This window comes from Shimia sagamensis (assembly GCF_900182745.1).
GTDB lineage: Bacteria > Pseudomonadota > Alphaproteobacteria > Rhodobacterales > Rhodobacteraceae > Shimia > Shimia sagamensis.
On sequence record NZ_FXTY01000003.1, the window covers coordinates 299,740 to 324,603 of the forward strand.

25 protein-coding genes are annotated in these 24,864 nt (G+C 54.9%); 19 read left to right on the top strand and 6 right to left on the bottom strand.

Translation table 11 applies throughout. The features are described from left to right. Positions 1–33: 33 nt before the first annotated feature. Together dnaE and QOL67_RS09595 are read right to left on the bottom strand one after the other, a co-directional pair. The gene (gene dnaE, locus QOL67_RS09590) at positions 34–3,552 is read right to left on the bottom strand and encodes a DNA polymerase III subunit alpha (RefSeq protein WP_283425752.1); all 3,519 of its coding nucleotides are present in this window, start codon (positions 3,550–3,552) and stop codon (positions 34–36) included. 136 nt (positions 3,553–3,688) lie between these two features. Continuing rightward, the gene (locus QOL67_RS09595) at positions 3,689–3,883 is read right to left on the bottom strand and encodes a SlyX family protein (protein WP_164644425.1); all 195 of its coding nucleotides are present in this window, start codon (positions 3,881–3,883) and stop codon (positions 3,689–3,691) included. A gap of 98 nt (positions 3,884–3,981) precedes the next feature. Here QOL67_RS09595 and QOL67_RS09600 point away from each other — a divergent pair, with 98 nt between their 5' ends. Together QOL67_RS09600 and QOL67_RS09605 are read left to right on the top strand one after the other, a co-directional pair. Beyond that, positions 3,982–4,785: a crotonase/enoyl-CoA hydratase family protein gene (locus QOL67_RS09600; protein WP_283425753.1), complete on the top strand. Its 804-nt coding sequence runs from the start codon at positions 3,982–3,984 to the stop codon at positions 4,783–4,785. A 240-nt stretch (positions 4,786–5,025) separates the two neighbouring features. Next, positions 5,026–7,053, top strand: a complete 2,028-nt coding sequence (locus QOL67_RS09605; RefSeq protein ID WP_283425754.1) for an FAD-dependent oxidoreductase — start codon at positions 5,026–5,028, stop codon at positions 7,051–7,053. 129 nt (positions 7,054–7,182) lie between these two features. On the opposite strand, the gene QOL67_RS09610 is transcribed toward QOL67_RS09605, so the two are convergent. Continuing rightward, on the bottom strand, positions 7,183–8,088 hold the full coding sequence (locus QOL67_RS09610; protein ID WP_283425755.1) for a LysR family transcriptional regulator: 906 nt from the start codon (positions 8,086–8,088) through the stop codon (positions 7,183–7,185). A 154-nt stretch (positions 8,089–8,242) separates the two neighbouring features. Further along, on the bottom strand, positions 8,243–9,019 hold the full coding sequence (locus QOL67_RS09615) for an IclR family transcriptional regulator (protein WP_283425756.1): 777 nt from the start codon (positions 9,017–9,019) through the stop codon (positions 8,243–8,245). 126 nt (positions 9,020–9,145) lie between these two features. Here QOL67_RS09615 and hisD point away from each other — a divergent pair, with 126 nt between their 5' ends. After that, positions 9,146–10,456 (top strand): histidinol dehydrogenase, encoded by a 1,311-nt coding sequence (gene hisD, locus QOL67_RS09620; RefSeq protein ID WP_283425757.1) that lies wholly within the window; start codon positions 9,146–9,148, stop codon positions 10,454–10,456. An 18-nt stretch (positions 10,457–10,474) separates the two neighbouring features. On the opposite strand, the gene cls is transcribed toward hisD, so the two are convergent. Beyond that, positions 10,475–11,881, bottom strand: coding sequence for a cardiolipin synthase (gene cls / locus QOL67_RS09625; protein ID WP_283425758.1), 1,407 nt, complete (start codon positions 11,879–11,881; stop codon positions 10,475–10,477). A gap of 317 nt (positions 11,882–12,198) precedes the next feature. Here cls and rpsJ point away from each other — a divergent pair, with 317 nt between their 5' ends. The 12 genes from rpsJ (at position 12,199) to rplP (ending at position 19,194) form a co-directional block, all read left to right on the top strand. Next, positions 12,199–12,507, top strand: coding sequence for a 30S ribosomal protein S10 (gene rpsJ, locus QOL67_RS09630; RefSeq protein ID WP_044028221.1), 309 nt, complete (start codon positions 12,199–12,201; stop codon positions 12,505–12,507). Positions 12,508–12,519: 12 nt separating this feature from the next. Next, positions 12,520–13,245 (top strand): 50S ribosomal protein L3, encoded by a 726-nt coding sequence (rplC, locus tag QOL67_RS09635; protein WP_283425759.1) that lies wholly within the window; start codon positions 12,520–12,522, stop codon positions 13,243–13,245. After that, positions 13,242–13,859 carry a 50S ribosomal protein L4 gene (rplD, locus tag QOL67_RS09640; protein ID WP_283425760.1) on the top strand — a complete coding sequence of 206 codons (618 nt, stop codon included), beginning with the start codon at positions 13,242–13,244 and terminating at the stop codon, positions 13,857–13,859. The genes rplC and rplD overlap by 4 nt, the downstream gene beginning before the upstream one ends. Continuing rightward, the gene (locus QOL67_RS09645; RefSeq protein WP_164644437.1) at positions 13,856–14,152 is read left to right on the top strand and encodes a 50S ribosomal protein L23; all 297 of its coding nucleotides are present in this window, start codon (positions 13,856–13,858) and stop codon (positions 14,150–14,152) included. The genes rplD and QOL67_RS09645 overlap by 4 nt, the downstream gene beginning before the upstream one ends. Before the next feature lie 127 nt (positions 14,153–14,279). Next, a complete protein-coding gene (locus QOL67_RS09650; RefSeq protein WP_283425761.1) occupies positions 14,280–14,954 on the top strand; it encodes a sulfotransferase family protein in 675 nt (224 codons plus the stop codon). Positions 14,955–15,120: 166 nt separating this feature from the next. Next, positions 15,121–15,507: a nuclear transport factor 2 family protein gene (locus tag QOL67_RS09655; RefSeq protein ID WP_283425762.1), complete on the top strand. Its 387-nt coding sequence runs from the start codon at positions 15,121–15,123 to the stop codon at positions 15,505–15,507. After that, on the top strand, positions 15,494–16,189 hold the full coding sequence (locus tag QOL67_RS09660) for a hypothetical protein (protein ID WP_283425763.1): 696 nt from the start codon (positions 15,494–15,496) through the stop codon (positions 16,187–16,189). The genes QOL67_RS09655 and QOL67_RS09660 overlap by 14 nt, the downstream gene beginning before the upstream one ends. A gap of 362 nt (positions 16,190–16,551) precedes the next feature. Next, complete coding sequence (rplB, locus tag QOL67_RS09665) at positions 16,552–17,394, top strand: 50S ribosomal protein L2 (RefSeq protein ID WP_283425764.1); 843 nt, start codon at positions 16,552–16,554, stop codon at positions 17,392–17,394. 3 nt (positions 17,395–17,397) lie between these two features. Then, positions 17,398–17,676 carry a 30S ribosomal protein S19 gene (gene rpsS, locus QOL67_RS09670; RefSeq protein WP_058238275.1) on the top strand — a complete coding sequence of 93 codons (279 nt, stop codon included), beginning with the start codon at positions 17,398–17,400 and terminating at the stop codon, positions 17,674–17,676. 3 nt (positions 17,677–17,679) lie between these two features. Beyond that, a complete protein-coding gene (gene rplV / locus QOL67_RS09675) occupies positions 17,680–18,060 on the top strand; it encodes a 50S ribosomal protein L22 (RefSeq protein ID WP_283425765.1) in 381 nt (126 codons plus the stop codon). Next, positions 18,060–18,767 (top strand): 30S ribosomal protein S3, encoded by a 708-nt coding sequence (rpsC, locus tag QOL67_RS09680; protein WP_283425766.1) that lies wholly within the window; start codon positions 18,060–18,062, stop codon positions 18,765–18,767. The genes rplV and rpsC overlap by 1 nt, the downstream gene beginning before the upstream one ends. Positions 18,768–18,780: 13 nt before the next feature. Further along, the gene (gene rplP, locus QOL67_RS09685; protein WP_164644444.1) at positions 18,781–19,194 is read left to right on the top strand and encodes a 50S ribosomal protein L16; all 414 of its coding nucleotides are present in this window, start codon (positions 18,781–18,783) and stop codon (positions 19,192–19,194) included. A gap of 274 nt (positions 19,195–19,468) precedes the next feature. Here rplP and QOL67_RS09690 read toward each other — a convergent pair whose 3' ends face one another. After that, positions 19,469–21,634, bottom strand: coding sequence for a methyl-accepting chemotaxis protein (locus tag QOL67_RS09690; protein WP_283425767.1), 2,166 nt, complete (start codon positions 21,632–21,634; stop codon positions 19,469–19,471). A 203-nt stretch (positions 21,635–21,837) separates the two neighbouring features. Here QOL67_RS09690 and QOL67_RS09695 point away from each other — a divergent pair, with 203 nt between their 5' ends. From QOL67_RS09695 to QOL67_RS09710, 4 genes are all read left to right on the top strand, one after another. Next, a complete protein-coding gene (locus QOL67_RS09695; RefSeq protein WP_283425768.1) occupies positions 21,838–22,458 on the top strand; it encodes a 2OG-Fe(II) oxygenase family protein in 621 nt (206 codons plus the stop codon). 296 nt (positions 22,459–22,754) lie between these two features. Next, positions 22,755–23,000 carry a hypothetical protein gene (locus QOL67_RS09700; RefSeq protein ID WP_283425769.1) on the top strand — a complete coding sequence of 82 codons (246 nt, stop codon included), beginning with the start codon at positions 22,755–22,757 and terminating at the stop codon, positions 22,998–23,000. 274 nt (positions 23,001–23,274) lie between these two features. After that, the gene (locus QOL67_RS09705) at positions 23,275–23,520 is read left to right on the top strand and encodes a hypothetical protein (protein ID WP_283425770.1); all 246 of its coding nucleotides are present in this window, start codon (positions 23,275–23,277) and stop codon (positions 23,518–23,520) included. Positions 23,521–23,630: 110 nt separating this feature from the next. Beyond that, the gene (locus QOL67_RS09710) at positions 23,631–24,638 is read left to right on the top strand and encodes an AraC family transcriptional regulator (protein ID WP_283425771.1); all 1,008 of its coding nucleotides are present in this window, start codon (positions 23,631–23,633) and stop codon (positions 24,636–24,638) included. Positions 24,639–24,864: the final 226 nt, after the last annotated feature.

Consider the following 24,864-nt stretch of genomic DNA (forward strand, 5'->3'; position numbering starts at 1 on the left):
AAAGGGGCAGGGCGGTGCCACGCCGCCCGCGCCTTAAATTTCCTCAACCGCCATCACGCCTTCAACAGACTTCAGCGCGCTTTTGATTTGGGGGTTCACCGGGAAGCCCACACCCGCATCAATCTCCACCTCGCCGGGCAGTTCCATATTGGTCAGGCAGAACCAGATCGGCCCCTTGGGCAAGTTCTTCATGGTCTCTTTTGCGCCCTCAAGGATATTGGCCACCGGCCCCACCGCACTGGCATCATCCAGATAGATTTTCAGCCCCGTGTTGCCCGCATCCGCAACAATGGTCTCCACTGGCGTCATGGATTGCGCCAACAGCTTGAGCTGATCGCTCTCCATCTCCGCTTTCACGGTCACCACCACCTTGGAACCGGTCTCGAGATGCTCGCGGCATTTCTCCAGCGTGTCCGAAAAGATTGTGACCTCATAAGCCCCTGTTGGATCAGACAGCTGCGCAAAGGCAAACCGGTTCCCCCGCGCCGATTTCCGCTCCTGCCGCCCGGAAACCCGCCCGGCGAGTTTGGCAATGCACGGCCCGCCGCGCGCCTTGTCGGTCAGCTCATCCAATGTCAGCACGTTCTTGCGCTTCAGCGGCGCCATAAAGTCCTCAAGCGGGTGACCCGACAGGAAGAACCCAATCGCTTTGGCCTCCTCATCGAGCCGCTCCGCCTGCAGCCAATCTCCGGCTGGTGACAGCCGTGGCTCCGGCAAATCGTCCCCAGCTTCGCCAAACAGCGACACCTGATTGGAACTCTTCTGTTCATGAATTGCAGCGGAGTAGTTCACCAGCCCATCCAGACTTTCCATCACCCGCCGCCGGTTGCCATCCAGCTGATCAAACCCCCCGGACCGCGCCAGCATCTCCAAAGGCCGCTTGCCCACCTTTTTCAGATCCACCCGGCGGGCCATGTCAAACAGCGTGGCAAACGGCTTGTCCACACCGTGCACCTTGCGCCCCTCGGTCACCAGCTTCATCGCTTCCAAACCAACGTTTTTCAACGCGCCAAGCGCATAGACCAGCGCGCCATCCACCACCTTAAACGTCGCATCCGAGCGGTTCACACAAGGCGGCACATAAGGCAGTTTCAGCGCCTTCTTCACTTCTTCAAAATACACCGCCAACTTATCGGTCAGGTGAATATCGCAGTTCATCACGCCGGCCATAAACTCCACCGGATGGTTCGCTTTCAGCCATGCGGTCTGGTAACTCACCACCGCATAGGCCGCCGCGTGCGATTTGTTAAAGCCGTAGTTCGCAAACTTCTCCAGAAGGTCAAACACCTCGCTGGCTTTCTTCGCCGGAACCCCGTTCTCGGCGGCGCCTTTCTCAAACTTCGGACGCTCCGCGTCCATCGCCTCTTTGATCTTCTTACCCATCGCCCGGCGCAACAGGTCCGCGCCGCCAAGCGAATAGCCCGCCATGACTTGCGCAATCTGCATCACCTGTTCCTGATAAACGATGATACCCTGTGTTTCTTCCAGAATGTGGTCAATCAGCGGGTGCACCGACTCGATCTCTTTGAGCCCGTTTTTCACCTCACAATAGGTTGGGATGTTCTCCATCGGCCCCGGACGGTAGAGCGCCACAAGCGCAACAATATCCTCGATGCAGTTGGGCTTCATACGCTTCAGCGCGTCCATCATGCCGGTGGATTCCACCTGGAACACCGCCACGGTTTTGGCCGCGGAATATAGCTTATAGGTCGGCTCATCATCCAGCGGGATGGCGTTGATCTGGTTCTCCGCACCCTCTGCTGGCTCATACAGCTGCGTGCCATCGGCGGCCACATGCAGCGGTCGGTTTGAACTGTGGATTTGTTCAATCGCGTTCTGAATGACGGTCAGGGTTTTCAGGCCCAAGAAGTCAAACTTCACCAGCCCCGCCTGTTCCACCCATTTCATGTTGAACTGGGTGGCTGGCATGTCGGAGCGCGGATCCTGATAAAGTGGCACCAGCGCATCCAAGGGCCGGTCGCCAATCACCACACCCGCCGCGTGGGTCGAGGCGTTCCGCAAAAGCCCCTCCACCTGCTGCCCATAGGTCAGCAATCGGTCCACCACCTCTTCGTTTTTGGCTTCTTCGCGCAGACGCGGTTCTTCTTTCAAAGAATCCGCAATCGACATCGGTTTCACGCCTTCGACCGGGATCAGCTTGGACAACCGGTCGACTTGGCCATACGGCATCTGCAACACCCGTCCAATGTCGCGTACGGCGGCTTTGGACAGCAGCGCACCAAAGGTGATGATCTGCCCCACCTTGTCGCGGCCGTATTTCTGCTGCACAAACTTGATCACCTCTTCCCGGCGATCCATGCAGAAGTCGATGTCAAAGTCAGGCATCGACACCCGTTCCGGGTTTAGAAAACGTTCAAACAACAGGGAATAACGCAACGGGTCCAAGTCGGTGATGGTCAGCGCATAGGCCACCAGCGAGCCCGCCCCGGAGCCCCGGCCTGGACCAACCGGAATGTCGTTGTCTTTGCTCCACTGGATGAAGTCCGCAACAATCAAAAAGTAGCCCGGGAACCCCATGCCCTCAATGATGCCCAACTCAAAATCAAGCCGTTCCTGGTATTCCTCTACGGACACCGCATGGGGGATCACGGCCAATCGGTTTTGCAGGCCCTCATTTGCTATTCGGCGCAGTTCGGAAACCTCGTCGTCGGCAAACTTAGGCAAAATTGGATCGCGCAGATAGGTGGCAAAGGCACAGCGTCTGGCAATCTCAACGGTGTTTTCAATCGCCTCTGGCAGATCAGCAAACAGTGTGATCATCTCTTCTTGAGATTTGAAATAGTGCTGAGGCGTCAAACGCCGCCGCCCGTCCTGCTGATCGACATAAGCGCCCTCAGAGATACAGATCAGCGCGTCATGTGCCTCATACATTTCGGTGGCCGGGAAATAGACGTCATTGGTCGCCACCAATGGCAGGTCCATGGCATAGGCCATTTCAATGAACCCGCGTTCGGTCAGCTGTTCCGCTTCGGGCAAGCCGTTCTCGCCGGGGTGCCGCTGCAACTCGACGTACAGCCGGTCGCCAAAAATTTGCTTTAGGCGTGTCATCATGGCTTGGGCAGTCTCATGCTGCCCATCGCGCATCATCCGCCCCATTGGGCCATCTGGTCCACCGGTCAGACAGATCAAGCCGGCAGAGCGCTCTGCCAATTCTTCGAGCGTGACCTGCGGTACCTGCCCACCATTGTCCACGTACAGGCAGGACGACAGTTTCATCAGGTTCTCGTAGCCCTCTTCGCGCTGGGACAGCAGCACAATGGGGGCTGGTTTTGGTGGTAACGTGCGGCCAGATGGGTCGTCGTGCGGCATCCGCATGTCAACCTGACAGCCAACGATGGGCTGAATGCCCGCGCCTTGAGCGGTGACCGAGAACTCCAGCGCCGCAAACAAGCTATTGGTGTCGGTGATCGCCACAGCTGGCATGCCCATATCGGCACACATGCCGGGCAGCTTTTTACAGCGCACCGCCCCCTCTAGCAGAGAGTATTCGGTGTGGGTGCGGAGGTGGATGAATCGAGGTGCGTTGGTCATCCCGATAAGCTATCTCAGCCGCTCTGGGGAAGAAACTGCTCTCGGCTTCATTTGGCCAAAAACTTCTTGGCGACACCACATCGTTGATGGGAAGGGGCGTTGCCCCTTGCGCGATACTGTGCGGGGTGTTGTGCGCTCAATAATGTGGCGGACGTTCGTCACCTACCACAATACCGCCGCCGCCGTCTTTCTCGCGACCGGCTTCTCGTTCCATCAACATCTGCACGCGCCGGGTCAAAAGCGCGATTTCTGTGTCCTGACGGGCGACAACGTCACTCAACTCCTCGACAGTGCGAGTCAGATGGGCAATCTTTTCTTCAAGCTGTTCCATAGGGGCGGCATAGGCTGCGGCCCCTTGCGGGTCAAGCGACGCCGTGTCTTTCTTGCTTTGCATATCAAGGTGCGGTCTGTGATCTAAGGAGGCGTCTCATGTCGGTTATGGTTCAAACCAGAGGTCGAGTCAGGGTAGTGAGCATCAACCGCCCTGCTGTGCGCAACGCTGTGAACCCCGAAACGGCGCGGCTGTTGTTTGATGCCTTCATGGATTTTGAGACAGATGACTCTGTGGATGTGGCGATCCTAACCGGTGGCCAAGCGGGCTTCTGTGCGGGGTTTGATTTGAAAGCAGCGGCCAACATTCTTGGGAGCGATTGGCAAGACACTGTGGCAATCCCCGCCAATTGGCAGGACGCTCAGGCGCAGCCCATCCTTGGCCCGATGGGACCATCGCGCCTGATGTTGTCTAAACCTGTGATTGCGGCAGTTGAAGGCCATGCTGTGGCGGGGGGGCTTGAGCTGGCGGCATGGTGTGACATGCGGGTTGCATCGACGACCGCGGTGATGGGTGTTTTCTGTCGCCGCTGGGGCGTGCCACTGATTGACGGCGGCACCGTACGATTGCCGCGCATTCTTGGACAAGGTCGCGCAAATGATCTCATTCTGACAGGGCGTCCAGTGTCCGGTGACGAAGCGCATCGTATTGGTTTGGTGGATCGTCTTTGCCCCGAAGGCCACGCCATGGAAGAAGCGCTGATCTTGGCCGATAGTCTAACGCGGTTTCCACAAAACTGCATGCGGGCTGATTTCTTATCTGCACGCCCGAGCGGCATTAAACTGGCGGCCGCTTTACATCGTGAATGGGCGTCGTTTGAGAGCTTTGTCGCTGAAGGTCAGAAAGGCGCAGCCAGCTTTGTGGCGGGGAAAGGCCGTGGTGGCGGCTTCTCTGACATATGATCTGCCCGGCAACAGTGTCGCACCTTGTGGTAAGGTTTTCTGTGAACACAAATCATGGTCCGAGACAAAACCGTCGTGTTACCGACATGATACCGACGTCGGATTCCTGAGGTTAACAGGCCAAAATCCGACGCAACGGCACGCGGGAGTTCTAACCAGTTTGACGCCGCGTCGGGCGTGACAAATGCGTTGCTTTACGTTTTGGTCAACTCAACTGAGGAGGCACCTTTGGAGGCACCTATGACCCAATATCCGCACATGCTCGCCCCGCTTGATCTGGGCTTTACCACCTTGAAAAATCGCGTCCTTATGGGCTCCATGCACACCGGACTTGAGGAAACCAAAGACTGGAACCGTGTGGCGGAATTCTACGGCGAACGCGCCCGCGGCGGCGTCGCCTTGATTGTCACCGGCGGCATGGCTCCAAGCCGCGAAGGTGGCGTGTTTCCAGGTGCCGCTGGCCTCTTCACAGACGAGGACATCGCCAACCACAAGATCGTAACAGACCGCGTCCACGCTGGCGGCGGCAAGATCGCCATGCAGATTTTGCACGCCGGTCGCTATGCCTATGGACCAGAGTGCGTGTCGTCCTCCGCCATCAAGTCTCCGATCTCTCCCTTTCCACCAAAGGAGTTGGATGAAGATGGAATTGAGAAACAAATTCAAGATTTTGTCACTGCCACAGTGCGCGCCCGCGAGGCCGGATACGACGGTGTCGAGATCATGGGCTCGGAAGGCTACTTCCTCAATCAATTCATTGTCACACACGTGAACAAGCGCACAGATCGCTGGGGCGGCTCTTACGAAAACCGCATCCGCCTGCCCATCGAAGTGGTGCGTCGCTGTCGCGAAGCCGTGGGGGAAGACTTTATCATCATCTACCGCCTGTCGATGATTGATCTGGTGCCAAACGGCTCCACCCACGACGAGGTGGTGCAACTGGCGCAAGAGGTCGAGAAAGCCGGTGCCACAATTATCAACACTGGTATTGGATGGCACGAAGCGCGCATCCCCACCATCGCCACCTCTGTGCCTCGTCGCGCGTTTGCTTGGGTCACCAAAAAACTGATGGGCAAAGTGGGAATCCCTGTGATCACCTCCAACCGCATCAACACGCCTGAAGTGGCAGAAGATGTGCTCGCCGAAGGCTGTGCCGACATGATCTCAATGGCGCGTCCGTTCCTGGCCGACGCTGATTTTGTGAATAAAGCCGCCAACGGCAATGCAAAACAAATCGCCCCATGCATCGGCTGCAATCAAGCTTGTCTCGACCACACCTTTGGCGGCAAACTCACCTCCTGTCTGGTAAATCCGCGGGCCTGCCATGAAACCGAACTGGATATTCCTGCCGCAAAAGCGGCTAAGAAAATCGCGGTTGTCGGTGCGGGCCCGGCAGGTTTGTCCGCTGCAATAACTGCGGCGCAACGCGGCCTCAAAGTCACTCTGATTGATCGGGCAGACAAACTTGGTGGACAGCTAAATGTGGCCAAGCAAATTCCCGGAAAAGAAGAATTCTGGGGGCTGGTTGATTGGTATGAATCGATGGTCGCGGCGCTGGACATCGAGGTGCAACTAAATACCGAAGCAACAGCAAACACTCTTGCGGGCTACGACGATGTCATCATCGCTTCCGGTATCGTTCCGCGCGATCCGGGCATACCAGGGCAGGACCGCCCTGAAGTGTTGTCTTACCTCGATGTGTTGCGTGATAAGAAACCAGTTGGCAAAAAGGTTGCAGTTATTGGGGCAGGAGGCATTGGTTTTGATGTCTCGGAGTTCCTTGTGCATGAGGGCGAGAGCCTGACCGAAAACCTGCCAGAGTGGATGGCGGAATGGGGGGTCACCGATCCAGCCTGCCATCGCGGTGGCTTGGCACCGGAAGGCCCGCAGCCCCATCCTGCGGCGCGTCAGGTCACGTTGATGCAGCGGAAAGCCAAGGCGCTGGGCAAAGGTCTGGGCAAAACCACCGGATGGATTCACCGTGCCGCTTTGAAAATGAAAAATGTCGAGATGCTTGGCGGGGTGAACTACGAGAAGATCGACGACGATGGTCTGCACATCTCCTTTGGCGAAGCGCGGGAAAATCCGCGGGTGTTGCCTGTGGACAATGTAGTGATCTGCGCCGGTCAGGTCAGCGACCGGAGTTTGGCGGACGCGCTGGAAGCGGAAGGTGTGACTTGCCACGTGATTGGTGGGGCAGATGTGGCGGCTGAACTCGATGCCAAACGCGCCATTAATCAAGGCACACGCCTCGCGGCCACGCTTTAAGCTTTATCGCAATGAGAAACGCGAAGGGGCGCCAGAGGCGCCCTTTTTCCTTTTCCGCAAAAAAGAAGGCCCGGACAAAACTGCCGGGCCAAGGTGCTTTCTCTTAGAAAGCCAGGGGAAAAATCAAATTCACCATTCGGTGGGGCCTTTTTCAGCAAAGGCGTGCACCAGGAAGTCAATGAACGCGCGGACCTTTGGCTGGGTGAAGCGTCCGGGCGGGTAGACGGCATAGATGCCTTGTGTCTCAACCGGCAGATCCGGAATGGCTTCTTCAACCAAACCCTGTTCCAGCGCGTCAGCATAGAGGAAGCTTGGCAGATACGCGATGCCAAGACCCGCTTGTGCGGCGTTCAGCAAGGATTGTCCGTCATTTACCGACAGCCAGCCAGCGGTGCGCACTTGGCGCTTCTCACCGGATGGGGCGGTCAGCTTCCACACCGCGCCATTGGACTGGCTCGAGTAGTGCAGCAGCTTATGGTGGTTCAGGTCGTCAATCTTCTCTGGGCGACCGTATTTCTCAAAATAGCCCGGGGAGGCGATCATGCGTTTGGTGGTCTCGGTCAGCTTGCGGGCCCGTAGGGTGCTGTCTTCCAGCTCCCCAATTCGAATGGCCATGTCAAAGCCTTCGGAGATCAGCTCCACATACCGGTTGTTCAGCACCATATTCACTGTGATGTCTGGGAACTCGCTTAAGAAGTCCCCCAACACAGGTGATAGGTGGTTCACGCCAAAGTCGGTGGCCACGGAGATGCGCAGCAAACCGGACGGTGCGGACTGCATGGACGTGACCAGTGCGTCTGCTTCCCCTGCGTCATTGAGAACGCGGCGGGCACGGTCGTAATAGGCTAGGCCAATTTCGGTTGGCGACACGCGGCGTGTTGTTCGGTTGAGTAGGCGTGCGCCCAGACGGGCCTCTAGCGAGGACACATGTTTGGAAACGGCAGATTTTGAGATGCCCATCTTTCGTGCGGCATCTGTAAATCCCCCCTGATCCACCACAGTGGCGAATGCTTCCATTTCGGTCAGGCGATCCATGTTTTGATCCTCTAATGTCTTCCTTGGAGACTAGATATGCCGGTGAAATCGGGCAGGAAGAGGGCAGGGGCCGGACAATGTTGGGGTTTTGGAGGGATCGTTTTTATCTTGGAAACGCGGAAACGAAGTGTTTCTCTTCCGGGCATGTGCATTTCTAAGGCAGGATCTCCTGCTCAAACAGCGCATCACCCAGCCGTTGCGCCGAGGTTTGTAAAAACTCCACTTGTGACATTGCGTCTGTCAACGTCATTCGGGGTTTCGGGCCGTGAAAGGCAAGTGCTGCAAAGAACCGTCCACGTGAATCGGTCACTGGCACAGCAATTGCCACCATTCCTTCCATGAACTCTTCGCGGTCCAAGGCAAAGCCGTCTCGGGTGATCTGTGCAAGCTCTGCTAGGAGATCTTCTGGAGACACATGGGTCGCACTGGTGCGCGCGTCCAGTTTAAGTGACGCAACCATCTTTTTACGCGCGGTGGGCCCCAGGCTTGCGAGAAAGCACTTGCCACTCGCGGAGCAGTGGAACGGTACTTGGGTGCCGATCGGAAGCTGAATGCGGAAAGCCCAGTCGGTCTCTACACGATCCAGATACGTCATTCCTGTATCTTGCGGGACCACATAGTTCACGCTTTCGCCGACGGTGCGCGCAACGTCTTTAAGAATCTGATGGCGAAACAAATGGTCTCTTGAGTTGTAGAGCAGACCAGCGCCCATTTCCCGCAGGCGTCGTGCAACTTGATACCGACGCGATGTGCCGCGCCGGGTGAGAAAGCCGTTCTCCTCAAGCGTTGCGCAAAGACGGTGCACGGTCTGTTTCGGCAATTGTAAGGATTCATTGATCTCTGTTGCGGTCATTGCTCGGTCACTTTTTCCCAGAATTTCAAGGATCAGAAGTGTGCGAAGATTGGTGGGGATCCTCTCAGGGATTGTCATGACATGGGCACTCTAAGTTTTGTTTTGAAATGGCTTGGAAACATTGTAGCGCCAAATTTCGCAAAAAATAGGATACTTAGTCTCATTTTTTGACAAAAATCGCAATTTGGGATGCTGGAGCAAAGGATGCGGACATATCTAAAGGGAGCCCGCCGGAAGGTTGAAGCTGACACTCCTGACGTTCAGATCGCGGTTGCGAAAATTCTCGAAGATATCGAGCAGGGCGGGAATTCTGCGGCTTTGGCATACGCCGCCAAATTTGACAAATTCTCAGGTCAGACTTTGGTGTCTCGGGAAGAGATCGAGCGTGCCTCACGAAGCCTGTCTCAGGAACTCAAAGATGATATCCATTTTGCACACGACAATGTGCGTCGATTTGCGGAGCTGCAAAAAACCACCGTGCAAGATTTCGAAACAGAAATTCTGCCGGGCTTTATCACGGGTCAAAAATCCATCCCGGTGGATTGCGCCGGATGTTACGTGCCGGGCGGACGCTATAGTCACATCTCAAGTGCCATTATGACGGTCACAACCGCCAAGGTGGCGGGGTGCCGCAAGATCACCGCGTGTTCACCACCGCACTCAACCGAAGGCATGCCGCCCGCAATCATCTATGCGGCGCATGTCTGCGGAGCGGACCAAATTCTTGCCATGGGTGGGGTTCAGGGCGTTGCAGCAATGACCTTTGGTTTGTTTGGCTTGCCAAAAGCCAATATTCTGGTTGGGCCGGGCAACCAATTTGTAGCAGAAGCCAAACGCCAGCTCTTTGGTCGGGTTGGCATCGACATGGTGGCCGGCCCAACCGACAGTCTGATCTTGGCAGATGAAACGGCTGATGCGCATCTTGTGGCCACGGATTTGGTGAGCCAAGCGGAACACGGCTACAACTCACCAGTGTGGCTGGTCACGAACAGTCTGGAGTTGGCAAAGAAGGTGCTCACTGCGGTTCCGGACTTGATCGCAGCCCTGCCGGATTTGAACCGCGTCAACGCTGAGGCGGCCTGGCGCGACTATGCGGAAGTAGTGCTGTGCTCCACACGCGAAGAGATGGCCGCGACCTCGGACGAATATGCGCCGGAGCATCTTACCGTACAAGCCGAAGATCTGGATTGGTGGCTGTCGCGACTAACGGCGTATGGCTCTCTATTCTTAGGTGAAGAGACAACCGTCTCTTATGGCGATAAAGCGGCAGGGACCAACCACGTTCTGCCAACTTCGCGAGCCGCGCACTACACCGGCGGGCTATCAGTGCACAAATTCATGAAAATTGTTACGTGGCAACGCACCTCGCGTGAGGGATCCAAAGCTGTCGCACGAGCTACATCTCGCCTGTCGCGCCTGGAAGGTATGGAAGGGCACGCGCGTGCTGCGGATGCGCGTTTGGCTAAATATTTTCCGACGGAAACCTCCGATTTGTCCGCCAGTGATCGTCCATAAGGCTTTGCGGTTTGAATTTTAGAGAAGCGGTGAAAACAGCCGCGTAATTGGCGCACCAATCTGAATGCGGAGCGGTTGCTCATTCAGGGTCTTTTCCAGCAGGAAAGACTTAGCAAAATCGGTCTTGAACATGTCTTCAAGATCATTCGCGGCTCGCGCATCAAACATCACTGCCATCGTTTCGAAATTTAGAATAAAAGAACGGTTGTCCATGTTTGTGGTGCCAACGGCGGCCAGAGTGTCATCAACTAGAACCACTTTTTGGTGCATGAACCCATCTGTGTAGCGCCAGATCGTTGCGCCGGCCTCACGTACTTCGTCAAAATAGGCGAAGGCGGCCAGCCATACCATTTTGTGGTCAATGTTGTCCGGTACCAAAATCCGAACATCGACACCATTGAGCGCGGCATGCTTGATGGCCGTCAGCACATGCACGTCTGGAACAAAATAGGGGGAGGCAATCCATACGCGGTCCTTGGCATTAGCCAAAGCGGAGAAAAAGAACATCGCCCCGGTTTCGAGTTTATCGCCCGGTCCTGTTGGGACAACGAGGCCGGACATGTCTTCCTCCGCCCGTCCACTTTTCCAGTTGAGAACAGTGAGGAGATTTTCTTCTGTGGTCCAGTGCCAGTCTTCGGCGAAGATCAGCTGTAGCTGGCTCACCACAGGCCCTTTGAGTTGCACATGTGTATCTCGCCACTTGCCGAAGTAGGGGCTCAGCCCGAGGTATTCGTCGCCAACATTCAGGCCCCCGGTAAATGCGGTGGTGCCATCAATGACCACTGTCTTTCGGTGGTTTCGAAAGTTGAGTTGAAACCGATTCTTAGGCACGCGCATTTGAGATGGTTCGACAATCTGAACCCCTGCATCTCGCAGCGTTTGGCGGTAGGAGTGGGGCATTTTTACGCACCCGATAGGGTCATATAGCACACGGACAACAACCCCACGATCCGCCGCCGCAATCAGATGGTTTTGCAGGCGTCGCCCTAATCCGTCGTCGTGAATGATGTAGAATTGCAGCAAAACATAGTGCTGCGCACCATCAATGGCTGCGAAGATCGTGTCAAATGTCTCTTCGCCATCAATCAGCAATTCCATCGCATTGCCGCGCGTAACAGGCAGGTCGGAAATTGCTTCCAGTGCTTTGGTTGGAAATTCTGGCGGAACGTCCGGCTTGAGCGCTTCCTTGACCTCCTGAATGCGCTCAATCACATCTTCGCTGTCCCGCCGCCCGGTGACGTAATGCTGAAACTTGTGATGTCCCAAGAACAGATAGGCGGGAACAGAGATGTAGGGTGCGGCAATCAGGAAGACTACCCATCCAACCGCACCCTGAGGGGTGCGGGAGTGTTGGACTGCGCGCCAAGCCATTACCAGAGCGGTCAACTCCAATATGACGAGGAAGATCGCCAAAAATGTGCCCAATTGTGTCTCCTGGTACCGCGCTGGATAAAGGCCAGCATGCTCACAAAAAGCCTATCTCACAGATGCAGGTTGCGCCAACTGTGAAGTTTTTGTCGTCTTCTTCAAGCGCAGAGGTCGGGTTCAATAGGAGGTGTCGGGTGTGGTAACGTGTTTTATCTTTTCCAAAATGCTTGCCAGTTGTCGGAATCGTCTGTAAAGGGCGCGAGTTCCTTACTGGAATCTTGAGGCGGGGTGATTCCCGCCTTGTGGGTTCGACGAGGGTTTGCGGTGGTCGCGGATCCTCCTCTCAACTCCAACGCCTATACAAGGCTGACGAAATGCAAAGTCAAAACATTCGCATTCGGCTGAAGGCTTTTGATTACCGTGTACTGGATGCCAGCACACAGGAAATCGTGAACACTGCAAAGCGCACCGGCGCGCAGGTTCGTGGCCCGATCCCACTTCCCAACAAGATTGAGAAGTTCACCGTTCTGCGTGGCCCACACGTAGACAAAAAATCCCGCGATCAGTTCGAGATCCGTACGCACAAGCGTCTTCTCGACATCGTAGATCCGACCCCGCAGACCGTAGACGCGCTGATGAAGCTCGATCTGGCGGCCGGCGTGGACGTCCAGATCTCTGTTTAAGGAGAGTATCTGATGCGTTCCGGTATTATCGCGAAGAAAGTGGGCATGACCCGCTTGTTCCTGGAAGACGGCAAACAGATTCCTGTTACCGTGCTTTCACTCGACGGCCTTCAGGTTGTTGCACAGCGCACAGAAGAGAAAGACGGCTACACAGCTGTTCAACTCGGTGCTGGCACAGCTAAGGCTAAACGCACCTCCAAAGCCATGCGTGGCCACTTCGCAAATGCGAAAGTGGAACCTAAGCGCAAGCTGGTTGAGTTCCGCGTTCCATCTGAAGGCCTGATTGAAGTTGGCGCGGAAATCTCCGCCGAACACTTCCTTGAAGGTCAGAAAGTGGACGTTGCGGGCACCTCGATTGGTAAAGGTTTTGCCGGTGCTATGAAACGCCACAACTTCGGCGGCCTGCGCGCGACACACGGTGTCTCGATCAGCCACCGTTCGCACGGCTCCACAGGTCAATGTCAGGATCCCGGTAAGGTTTTCAAAGGCAAGAAAATGGCCGGCCACATGGGTGCCGTTCGCGTCACCACACAGAACCTCGAAGTTGTCAAAACTGACGCCGATCGTGGTCTGCTGTTCATCAAAGGTGCCGTACCTGGCTCCAAAGGTGGCTGGGTCTCCGTTAAGGATGCCGTGAAGAAGAAAGCTCCAGAAGGTCTGCCTTTCCCGGCCGGTCTGAAAGCAGCAGCGACCGAAGCTCCGGCTGAAGAAGCACCTGCGGAAGGTGGTGAAGCATGAAACTTGACGTGATCAAACTTGACGGCTCCAACGCCGGTTCTGTTGAACTGTCTGAAGACCTGTTCGGTCAGGAGCCGCGCGCGGACATCCTGCACCGTGTGGTACGCTGGCAGCGTAACAACGCCCAGGCTGGTACTCACAAAGTGAAAACCCGTTCGGAAGTGTCCTACTCAACAAAGAAGATCTATCGCCAAAAAGGCACCGGTGGCGCACGCCACGGCGCTCGCTCGGCACCGATCTTCCGCGGTGGTGGTGTTTACAAAGGTCCAGTTGTGCGTTCGCACGGCCACGACCTGACCAAGAAGTTCCGCAAGCTGGGTCTGAAGCACGCCCTGTCCGCCAAAGCGAAAGCTGGCGAACTGGTTGTGATCGAAGATGCAGCCACCGAGGGCAAGACTGCCGCTCTGGCCAAACAGGTTGCAAACCTAGGCTGGAAACGCGCTCTTATCATCGACGGCGCTTCCGTAAACGAAGACTTCCTGAAAGCATCGCGCAACATTGAAGGTTTGGATATCCTGCCGACAATGGGTGCGAACGTTTATGACATCCTCAAGCGTGACACTCTTGTGATCACCAAAGCGGGGATCGAAGCACTGGAGGCTCGCCTGAAATGAGCGCTAAAGCAGAACACTACGATGTGATCCGCGCGCCGGTCATCACCGAGAAATCCACAATGGCATCTGAAAATGGCGCCGTGGTTTTTGAAGTGGCGATCGACAGCAACAAACCTCAGATCAAAGAAGCTGTTGAAGCGCTCTTTGGTGTGAAGGTCAAAGCGGTCAACACCACCATCACTAAGGGTAAAGTCAAACGTTTCCGCGGCCAGCTTGGCAAGCGTAAAGACGTGAAAAAGGCTTACGTGACCTTGGAAGAAGGCAACACGATCGACGTGTCCACTGGACTCTAAGATCCGCCTGAAAATTTGGGGCCGTCCGAGAAATCGGGCGGCCCTTTTTCTTTTTTGTTGAGATTTTTGCGCATCCGCTTACTTGTGGGACGGTGCAGGCCATATTTGAAACCAGCAGGGTAATGCCGTGTATTCACACACAATCTCTTTTCGGGACGACGAAGCTTCGCGTACCAACAAGCAACGGACGTTTCTGATTTTTGGGGTCAACCGTGGCGGCACAACTGCGACCGCGGGTGCCATTCGACGGCTTGGCGTTTTTCTGGGAGACGATATTGGCGGCAACCTCGAGGATAAGCTGTTTCGCAAGCGCCTCGGGTTGGACAGCATTCGTTCCACGATTGCGGACCGCAACGCTAACTACGATGTATGGGGATGGAAACACCCACATCCACATCAATACATCGATGACCTTCTGCCAGATATGCGCAATCCACGTCTGATCCTTGTTACACGGGATCTGACGGCCAATACACTGGGCGTGTCGTCCTGGGATCGGGAAGAGGTCGACAAAGCGCTGGCCATGTATTTGACGCAGACCCAAAAGAACGCAGATATGATTCAGCGGGTCGACTTTCCGGTTTTGTTGGTGAGCTATGAGAAACTGCTGGTGAAACCTGACCTTGTGCTACGCGACGTTGCCCATTTTTGTGGTCTAAAGCCGCCGGCGTCAAAGCTTGATCATGCCGTACAGTTCGTTCAGCCCGGCTCCTACCAACCTGGCGAAGCACAAAATTTGACCCTCAAGGAAAAGCTGCGCCATCGTGGCAGCCGGATCAAGCGGATGATCTTGCGGCGCTAAAATGCGCTCGTAGCCTGATGAAGGGATTGCAAAGGCAGATCACCCCCATCAGTTTCCGTGAATAATTCACCGCTCGCAATGACGTTCACTACATCTCTTCATTGGGGTGTTGGAGGAGGTATCGCTATGTCTGCTGCAAGGAAACATGACTTGCGAGGATAAAGAAATGAATGCACACGCAGAATTGTTTGAGGCAGTACAGATCTATTTTGAAGGGCTGTTCTATTGCGACGAGGAGAAGCTCGATGCGGTGTTTCACCCCACGGCCAGCCTGTTTGACGTTGAGAAGGGTGAAATATTCGCGGAGTCGATTGCGAGCTTTAACCCCGATGTGGGTGCAAATGCGGCCAACTCTCCCTATGCGCTGGGGCAGCAGATGGACGCGGAAATTTTGATGGTGGATTACATGTCACCCAAAGCCGCCCTGGTGAAAATCCGCTTCCGCGCGCGGCGCAATGTGTATCAGGATCACCTGTCGATGCTGAAGGGCGAGAATGGCTGGCAGATCGTGGCGAAGGTTTGGATGCTGGAGACTGTGATTGAAGATATTTGAGGGAGAAATGATCCCGCCTAGTGCAACTTATTCGTGGAAATTCAGTCGAGAACCAGTAATTGTCTGGCTATCAACCACAAAGCACCGCCTGAAGGACGAAATGTCAAAATATTTGGTCTCCGCCATCTTTCTATCGCTTTCTCTTTCCGCCTGCTCGACGGCCGATCCGAAAAACAGATATTCAGTAACGTACGGAAAAACCGAGGTGTTTTGGAGTGATCTATTGGAAGTCAGCAATTTGGAGCGTTCCAGTTTCAACTTATCTGCTGATGAAAGTCTCTACATCGCCACTGCTGTAACGTCTTTGGACGTCGCGGTTTCTATGGGAAATGGAAAGACCGCTTCAACGGTTGCTCAGTGCGCGGAACATTCAACGGACTACAGCGGTCGAAAGACGATCAATGCCGGTACACCAAATCAAATTAACGTTGGTGTCCCGAAAATGGACAGCAAAAAATACATGGACTGCGAGCAGCGTTTAAAGAAGGCAAAGTACAAGGAGAACAATCGGAGTTTCGAGGAGCTTATAGCGCTAGCTGAGCGCGCAGTCCGTGACGACGGGCGCTGTGAATGGTCCGGTTATGATAAGTCATTTGATCAATTTGCACGGGCTCGAGGGTCTTTGGCTCGAATGGACGACACACGAATGTTCTTTGCGAAAATGAGTTGTCCAGCGCATTAACTCAGAGTGTTTGAGCATTTGGGCAGGCAGAGCAGACGCATTCCCTTCGTTGAATAAGGTGTGAAGCACTTCGGGCTCCATTGCACGGGGGCGTTTGTATTTTTTTTGAGTTGGTTCCCTGATGATGCTTTACCCCAATAAAAACAAGCCCTCCTATAGACACTGCCCCCCATCCCCGTTATATCGCGCAAGTCGTGTGGCCTCAGATTCGTTCTGGGGCTGCTCACTTTTGAGAGTCGGGCACCTACGGGGGCCTATATCCTTGGCACCTTAGTAGTTGGGTTTGAGATCAAAACCAGCGAGCAGGGGCCTTCATCTACGCAGAGAGCACGCTCTTTGCATGCACACGGAAGACAGAAAGCATGGCACTTAAGTCGTATAAGCCGACGACGCCGGGCCAACGTGGGTTGGTGCTGATCGACCGTTCGGAACTTTGGAAAGGACGCCCTGTCAAAGCCCTCACTGAGGGTCTGACAAAGTCGGGCGGCCGGAACAACACCGGACGGATCACATCGCGTCGCCGCGGTGGTGGGGCAAAACGCCTCTACCGGATCGTTGATTTCAAACGCAACAAATTGGATGTCGCAGCCACCGTTGAACGGATCGAATATGACCCGAACCGGACTGCATTCATCGCACTCGTAAAATATGAAGACGGCGAGCAGGCCTACATCCTTGCACCACAGCGTTTGGCTGTAGGTGATCAGGTTGTGGCGTCCGCGAAAGCTGACATCAAGCCGGGCAACGCAATGCCGTTCTCTGGCATGCCAATTGGTACGATCATTCACAACATCGAGCTGAAACCAGGCAAAGGCGGCCAGATCGCCCGTGCAGCTGGTACCTACGCTCAGTTTGTTGGTCGTGACGGTGGCTACGCTCAGATCCGCCTGTCCTCTGGCGAACTGCGCCTCGTGCGTCAGGAATGCATGGCCACCGTTGGTGCTGTGTCCAACCCTGACAACTCCAACCAGAACTACGGTAAAGCCGGTCGTATGCGCCACAAAGGCAAGCGTCCGTCTGTTCGTGGTGTGGTCATGAACCCGATCGATCACCCACACGGTGGTGGTGAAGGTCGTACTTCCGGTGGTCGTCACCCAGTGACACCATGGGGTAAGCCGACCAAAGGTGCACGTACCCGCAACAAAAACAAAGCGTCGCAAAAGCTTATTATCCGCTCGCGTCACGCCAAGAAGAAGGGACGTTAATCTATGTCTCGCTCTGTATGGAAAGGTCCTTTCGTCGATGCTTACGTGCTTAAAAAAGCCGAAGCAGTGCGCGAATCCGGCCGCAATGAAGTGATCAAAATCTGGTCCCGTCGTTCCACCATCCTGCCCCAGTTCGTGGGTCTGACTTTTGGTGTGTACAACGGCAAGAAACACATCCCTGTCAACGTCACTGAAGACATGATTGGTCAGAAGTTTGGTGAATATTCGCCAACTCGCACCTATTACGGTCACGCAGCTGACAAAAAAGCGAAACGGAAGTAAGTCATGGGCAAGGTAAAGAACCCCCGCCGCGTGGCTGAAAACGAAGCAATGGCGAAAACTCGCATGCTTCGCACCAGCCCGCAGAAATTGAACCTGGTAGCCGGCATGATCCGCGGCAAGAAAGTTGAGAAGGCGTTGACCGACCTGACTTTCTCCAACAAGCGGATCGCTGCAGACGTGAAGAAATGTCTTCAGTCCGCAATTGCCAACGCCGAGAACAACCACAATCTGGACGTCGACAGCCTGGTCGTTGCCGAAGCCTATGTGGGTAAGAACCTGACGCTGAAACGCGGTCGCCCTCGCGCCCGTGGTCGTTTCGGCAAGATCATCAAGCCGTTCTCGGAACTCACTATCAAGGTGCGTCAGATTGAGGAGCAAGCCTAATGGGTAACAAAGTCAATCCAATTGGCATGCGCCTTCAGGTGAACCGCACCTGGGACAGCCGCTGGTACGCGGACACCAAAGATTTTGGTGATCTTCTTCTGGAAGACATCAAGATCCGTGAGTTCATCAAAACCGAGTGCAAACAAGCTGGTATCGCACGTGTGATCATCGAGCGTCCTCACAAGAAGTGCCGTGTGACTGTTCACACTGCGCGTCCGGGCGTGATCATCGGCAAAAAAGGCGCGGACATCGAGACCCTTCGCAAGAAGATCGCCGAGATGACCGACTCCGAGCTGCACCTCAACATTGTTGAAGTGCGCAAGCCGGAACTCGACGCAACGCTGGTTGGCGAGTCCATCGCTCAGCAGCTGGAGCGCCGTGTGTCTTTCCGTCGCGCAATGAAGCGTGCTGTTCAGAACGCAATGCGGATGGGCGCCCTGGGTATCCGGGTGAACGTCGCTGGCCGTCTGGGTGGTGCCGAGATCGCACGTACCGAATGGTATCGTGAAGGTCGCGTGCCATTGCACACACTGCGTGCCGACATCGATTACGCTCACGTGGAAGCCACGACCGCTTACGGGATCATTGGTATCAAAACCTGGATCTTCAAAGGCGAGATCATGGAACATGATCCACAAGCACGTGATCGTCGCGCTCAAGAAGTCCAGGATGGCCCAGCACCTCGCGGTGCAGGCGGTCGTCGCTAAGGGAGACTGATCAATGCTTCAACCAAAGCGTACTAAATTCCGCAAGATGCACAAAGGCCGCATCAAGGGTCTGGCAAAGGGTGGTTCCACCCTGAACTTTGGCTCCTTTGGCCTGAAGGCAACCACGCCGGAGCGTGTGACTGCTCGCCAAATCGAGGCCGCACGTCGCGCAATGACCCGTCACATGAAACGTCAAGGCCGTGTTTGGATCCGTATCTTCCCAGACACACCTGTGACCTCGAAGCCAACCGAAGTCCGTATGGGTAAAGGTAAAGGCTCCGTGGACTACTGGGCGTGCAAAGTGAAACCAGGTCGCGTGATGTTCGAAATCGACGGTGTTGACGAAGACATCGCACGTGAGGCCCTACGTCTCGCCGCGATGAAACTTCCGGTCAAAACCCGCGTCGTGGTTCGCGAAGACTGGTAAGGGCTTGGTGAGCTCGTCTCACTACACCTGACAAAATTGACCCTCCGCTGGGAAACTGGCGGAGGGTTTTATTGTTCATGTATCTGAATTTCGTGAACCACTTTGCCTCGGCGTTCTAGCGTAGAGGCATGTTTGATGGCGTGTGAGATATGCCAGAAAGGTGTCCACCATCCAAAATCACGGCGTGGTGAAAGGCTGGCAGGTAAGAACACTAACGTTGAAAAGGCCCCACGAGATCGTGAGGCCCTTCAGGAAAACGATGTTTTAGAATGTGTTAGGCAGCATCCCAAGCATCGTCTAAGTCATCTTCCGCGGTCCGGTTCGAACTTTGGTCTTTTAGAGTAAACCCATCAACAGCCCGGACGAGGTTCTCAGCTTCGCCTCGCAGAACTTGGCCAGAGGCGGCGGTTTCTTCAAGCATGGCCGCACTCTTCTGGCTGTCGCTGTCCAGACTTTCAACCGCTGCGCTGACTTCTTTCAGCCCGGTGGACTGATCGACTGCGTTTTCGGCAATCTCACGTACTTTTCCGACAACTTGTTCGACCGCTTGCATGATCTCACCCAAGGAATTTCCAGTTTCATCCATCAGGTTCACACCGTTCGCGACTTCGGTTTGTGAGCTGGAAATCAACGTGTTTATCTCATGGGCCGCTTCTGAGGAGCGTTGCGCAAGGGCGCGCACCTCAGAGGCCACAACCGCAAACCCACGTCCTGCATCGCCGGCACGCGCCGCTTCAACACCGGCGTTTAGGGCCAACAAGTTGGTTTGGAACGCAACATCTTCAATCAAGCCGCTGATCTGTGAAATTGCATCGGAGCTTTCCTTGATTTTTTGAATCGCGGCAACAGTCTGATCGGCAACTTCACGTGTGGATTCGGCCTTCTTCTGCGCGTTGTTGACGTGCGAACGGGCTTCCTGCGCGCTCTTCGCGGTATCGTTGACAGTTTGAGCAACGGTCTGCAGCGAGGAGGAGGTCTCCTCCAAAGAAGCAGCAGAGATTTCACCACGGCGGGAGGCGTCATCCACGGATGAGGAAATTTCTTGGGACGTATGGTTCAAGACTTTGCCGGAGGCGGAGAGCTGGCGAACCATTCCATCTAAGCTGTCGGTCAGGTGGGTGATGGTGTTCGAGATATCCTTAAACACACCTTTTTGTCCCTCGGGCATCTCGTGAGTAAGGTCGCCTGTAGCAAGGATTTCAAGTGTCTCTTGTACGTCGCCAAGACCTTTCTGAGCCACTTCACCAATTGCGTTAACACCCTGGCCAAGGTCTTTGAAAACTCCCTCGGATCCAGCAGTATCAATCCGACGAGAAAAGTCACCGTCGCCGCAAGCTTCAATCACTTTGGAGATCTCGCGGGTCATGTGTACTTTGGTTTCTTCCTGTTTACGGAAATCGCCAACCGCCTCAGAAATGGCGGAAAGTTCACGGATGCCAGAATTGGGCATTTCCTTGGAGAAGTCTTCGTTCATCATATCCTTGAGCACAGCGTCAATGCGCTTGAGTGGACGAGAAATACCACGAGCCAGGATCAGTGCGAAAATTGCGAAAATCGATGCGCCACCGATCGCAGCCCATTGAGAGCTCAATTGTGCCTTTTGGCTTACCACTTCACTCTCGTGTAGGACTGCGTCCAATGCCGCTGTGACGTCTTCGAGGATGGTATCCATATAGGGCGATGCGTTTGCGTAACTTTTGGACATGTCTTTACGGAAACCGCGTTCTTTTAGTGTCTCATTCACCAGGGCTTCAAAGGCGGTCTTGTATGCGGTCATCACCGGGAGGATTGCTTCACGCTGTTCTGCACTGTCATAGAAAAAGACAGGGAAACCTTCGAACTCCTTTATGCGGGCATTTACTTCATCCAACCATTTTGTGTCGGAGGAAATGATGAAATCCTTCTCGTGCTGACGCATTGTCAAAACGTTGACCTTCAGCACTGGGATCGCCACATCTTTCAGGCTCTCATTTACAGTTTCTGCAGCGGCTTCAAGTTCGCCGCGGAGCCCGTCGGAATTCGTCAATCCAAGCCTTTCATTGCTGGCAACCACATCTTTGAAGCGGTCCTGATAGTCGTGTGCAAATTGGATGAGCGGCGCCATGTTTTGTGCAGTCTCGGTCAAATCTGAAACCTGCCCCAGAATGCCCTCCATCACTGCCAAATGTCCCCACATTTTCTCCATAATGCCGGCATGGCGGTCTGAATATTTTGGATCAAGCCTCAGGAGGAAGTCTTTTTCCGCCCGGCGTGCCATAAGAAACTCGATCTTCAGATTTTCAATTGCAATGGCGGATTCTTCGATCACTTTGACACGATGCTGCATGTCATCTCGCATTTTGTGGGAGTAAAGTGAAATTCCGGCCAAGCCGCCCATGACACCAATAGCCATGACAATGATAGTGATGATCGCAAACGAGACTGTTATTTTCCGTTTCATGGTCTTTACTGCTCCTGGGCAGGCCGATTTCGAGTGTGACTATGAGAAGTAGCAAGCAGGAGTTAATAGAGTGTGGCCTTATAAAATTGGGGGTTTGCTCAAAAAATGGGCGATTCTTTTTGCCAATGTTTCGAGGTGATTAGTCGTGGGTTTCTACCACTGCGTGTCTCGCCAAATAAAACTAACTACGATAGGAAGTTGACATGTCGACCATCGAATCTCTTTTTGTGACCCGCCTTTATCGTGCGCGCCTAACTGAATTTGGCACGCCTGTTGATGCTGATGAGCTCGAGGCCTCCTGCTTTTCGATTGCCGAAGATGATGAGGCAGGACAGGAGTGGTGTGAGGCCAATGCCTATCCTGGCTATACGTCTTATGCGTCGCTGACGGATTTGCCGTGGCGCTTCCCGATCTTTGCCGATGTTGTGGCGTCTTTGGATCAACATGTGGCTGCTTTTGCCAAAGACCTGGAGTTTGATCTGGATGGCAAGTCTTTGAAATTAGAAGACTTGTGGATCAATATACTTCCTGAAGGCGGGATGCATGCGTCACATATTCACCCGCATTCCGTGATCAGTGGGACCACCTATGTGGCCATGCCGGATGGGGCGAGTGCGCTTAAACTGGAAGATCCGCGCTCGGGGCGGATGATGGCGTCCCCGGTGCGGACCAAAGATGCGCGGCGGGATTTGCAGTCGTTTATCTACATGAAACCAGAGGTTGGCGATGTGCTGCTCTGGGAAAGCTGGCTGCGCCACGAAGTGCCGATGAACATGTCTGAGGACGAACGGGTCAGCGTAAGCTTCAACTATATCTGGGAATAAGTGCTGCGCCGTTAACCCGCAAAAATCACGTCGGTATCGCGTCGGTAAAACGACTGTATCGCGGTGGTGCGGATTTTGGGACGGCGCAATGTGTAAAGCGGCCGTGCGCATCTGTTGCGTGATCTGCTGATTGAGGGCCGCCTTCAGGGGCGGCTTTCCTGTTTTGAGAGCTGCTTTTCGAAATGTCCCAAAGTCCAATGACCCTTTCCCAAATTCCAATGCTACCTGCAGAGAAGGCCCCCATATCCATTTCATCAAAGGAACACAGAAAACCCCAAACAAAAGGAAACACCCCCATGTTCACCAAATTCGCTTCCGCCGCCGTTGTTGTTGCTCTCACCGCGCCTTTGGCTTTTGCCTACCCAGTGACTTCCGCACCTGGCCCAACTGAGCCAGTGATGACGCAAAGCTATGAGGTTGCTGGCACAGTGGGAATGGACCGCCGTCAGGACCGTCGCGGCGACCGTCAGGACTGCCGCCAGGGTGAAGGAATTGTGGGCGCCGACAAACGGGACTGCAAACAAGACAGCCGCAACGGTTAAGCAACGCTGCTTTACTTACGACGCAAGAGCCTCGACCCGACAGGGTGGGGGCTTTTTTGTCATCAAGGGGTTTCAAAATGGGTGTGCAGGCAGGCACAGGGAGCCCCTTGGACAATTGTCTTGTCCCAGCAATTTGGGCCTGTGCGAGGGAATTGGGGGGATGTCCCAAAGTCCAATGACCCTTTCCCAAATTCCAATGCTACCTGCAGAGAAGGCCCCCATATCCATTTCATCAAAGGAACACAGAAAACCCCAAACAAAAGGAAACACCCCCATGTTCACCAAATTCGCTTCCGCCGCCGTTGTTGTTGCTCTCACCGCGCCTCTGGCTTTTGCCTACCCAGTGACTTCCGCACCTGGCCCAACCGAGCCTGTGATGACGCAAAGCTATGAGGTTGCTGACACTGTGGGAATGGACAATCGTGACGATCGTCGCGGGGACCGTCAGGATTGTCGGCAGGTTGAAGGGGTCGCGGGTTCTGACAAGCGGGACTGCAAACAAGACAGCCGCAACGGTTAAGTCCTTCTGCCTCGGATTGATCTTGCCCTCCAAGACCCCAACCCTCTGTGGTTGGGGTCTCATTGTATTGAGGGGCTTCCAACACGGTGCTGGCGGGCTACAGTGCAGGTATGGAACAAGTAAGAAGTGTGCGGTTTGCATATGTCAGTGAGACGCTGAAGCGAGAGCTGGGCCAACAAGTGGCGGACCGGCTAATGCGCAAAGTTGGCCGGTTTCCAGGCACTAAGTCGTTGGCTACGGTCAACCAGGAAGCGACGTTGATCCGGACGGCTTGTTTGGAGATGAATGACCCAGCCTTGGGGGCAAAGATCGGGATAGGCTATCGGGACGCACCGACGTTGTCATCCTACATCGCCGCCAGTTCCAAGACGTTGCGCGAAGCGGTAGAGGGGGCGGCCAAGTTTTACACGTTGGCCGATCCAACAACCGCACTTCAGCTTGAGGATCGTGACGGCGGGGATGCGTTGACTGTGATGTCGACGGATGCTGCGTTGCGGTCGAACGATCGGTTTCAGGAGTTTTTGGTCTTTGGTGCTTTGGCGCGCATTCACAGCATTACGCGGCGAGGGACCCGGCCGACGCAGGTGGTCTTTCGACATAAGGCACTGGGAGACATCCGGACCTATGAGCGCATTGCAGGGTGTGCCGTGCGGTTTGGCGGATCCTTCAATGGTGTGCAGTTTGCAGCTGGCGTGCCGGAAGTTCGGCTGGAAACCCATGATCCCGTGTTGGTGTCGCACTTGCAGAACCTGGCAGAAACGCAATTGACGGCGCGGGACGAGGGGGCAGCCACGGTTCGGGACCAAGTGGAGCGCCTGTTGGTGGAAGCGCTACCTGGGCGGTTTCTAACGGCTGATCAGGTTGCGGAACAGTTCGGAGTCACACGGCGGACTCTAACCCGCAGGTTGGGGACCGAGGGGCTGAACTTTCGTGCGCTGTGCAATGACTTGAGATTTCGTTTGGCCAAGGCGCATTTGCAGGATGGGCGCACGGTGACGGAGACGGCTTTTCTGCTTGGCTACGGGGATCAGGCGACGTTCTCGACCGCGTTCAAGGTGTGGAGCGGGGGGGCGCCCAGCGAGTATGTAGCAGGACAGCACGGCGCAGAAGCCGTTTAGGGCTCTCCTGTGAACAGCATCATCACATCCACAGGGAACCTGTCACTCCTCCCAAAGTGCGCTTTGGCAGGGAGGCTGAGTGCGGTGGTTGTAGATGTTTAGGGGAGTTAATGGGGAGGGACAGGGGATGTGTTGGTCGGGCCAATTGGATGCGCGGCAAAATTGGCTTTCAAACTCGGTTGTGAAACTTGCGTGTAGTATCTTGATAACCCATATTGATGGGATA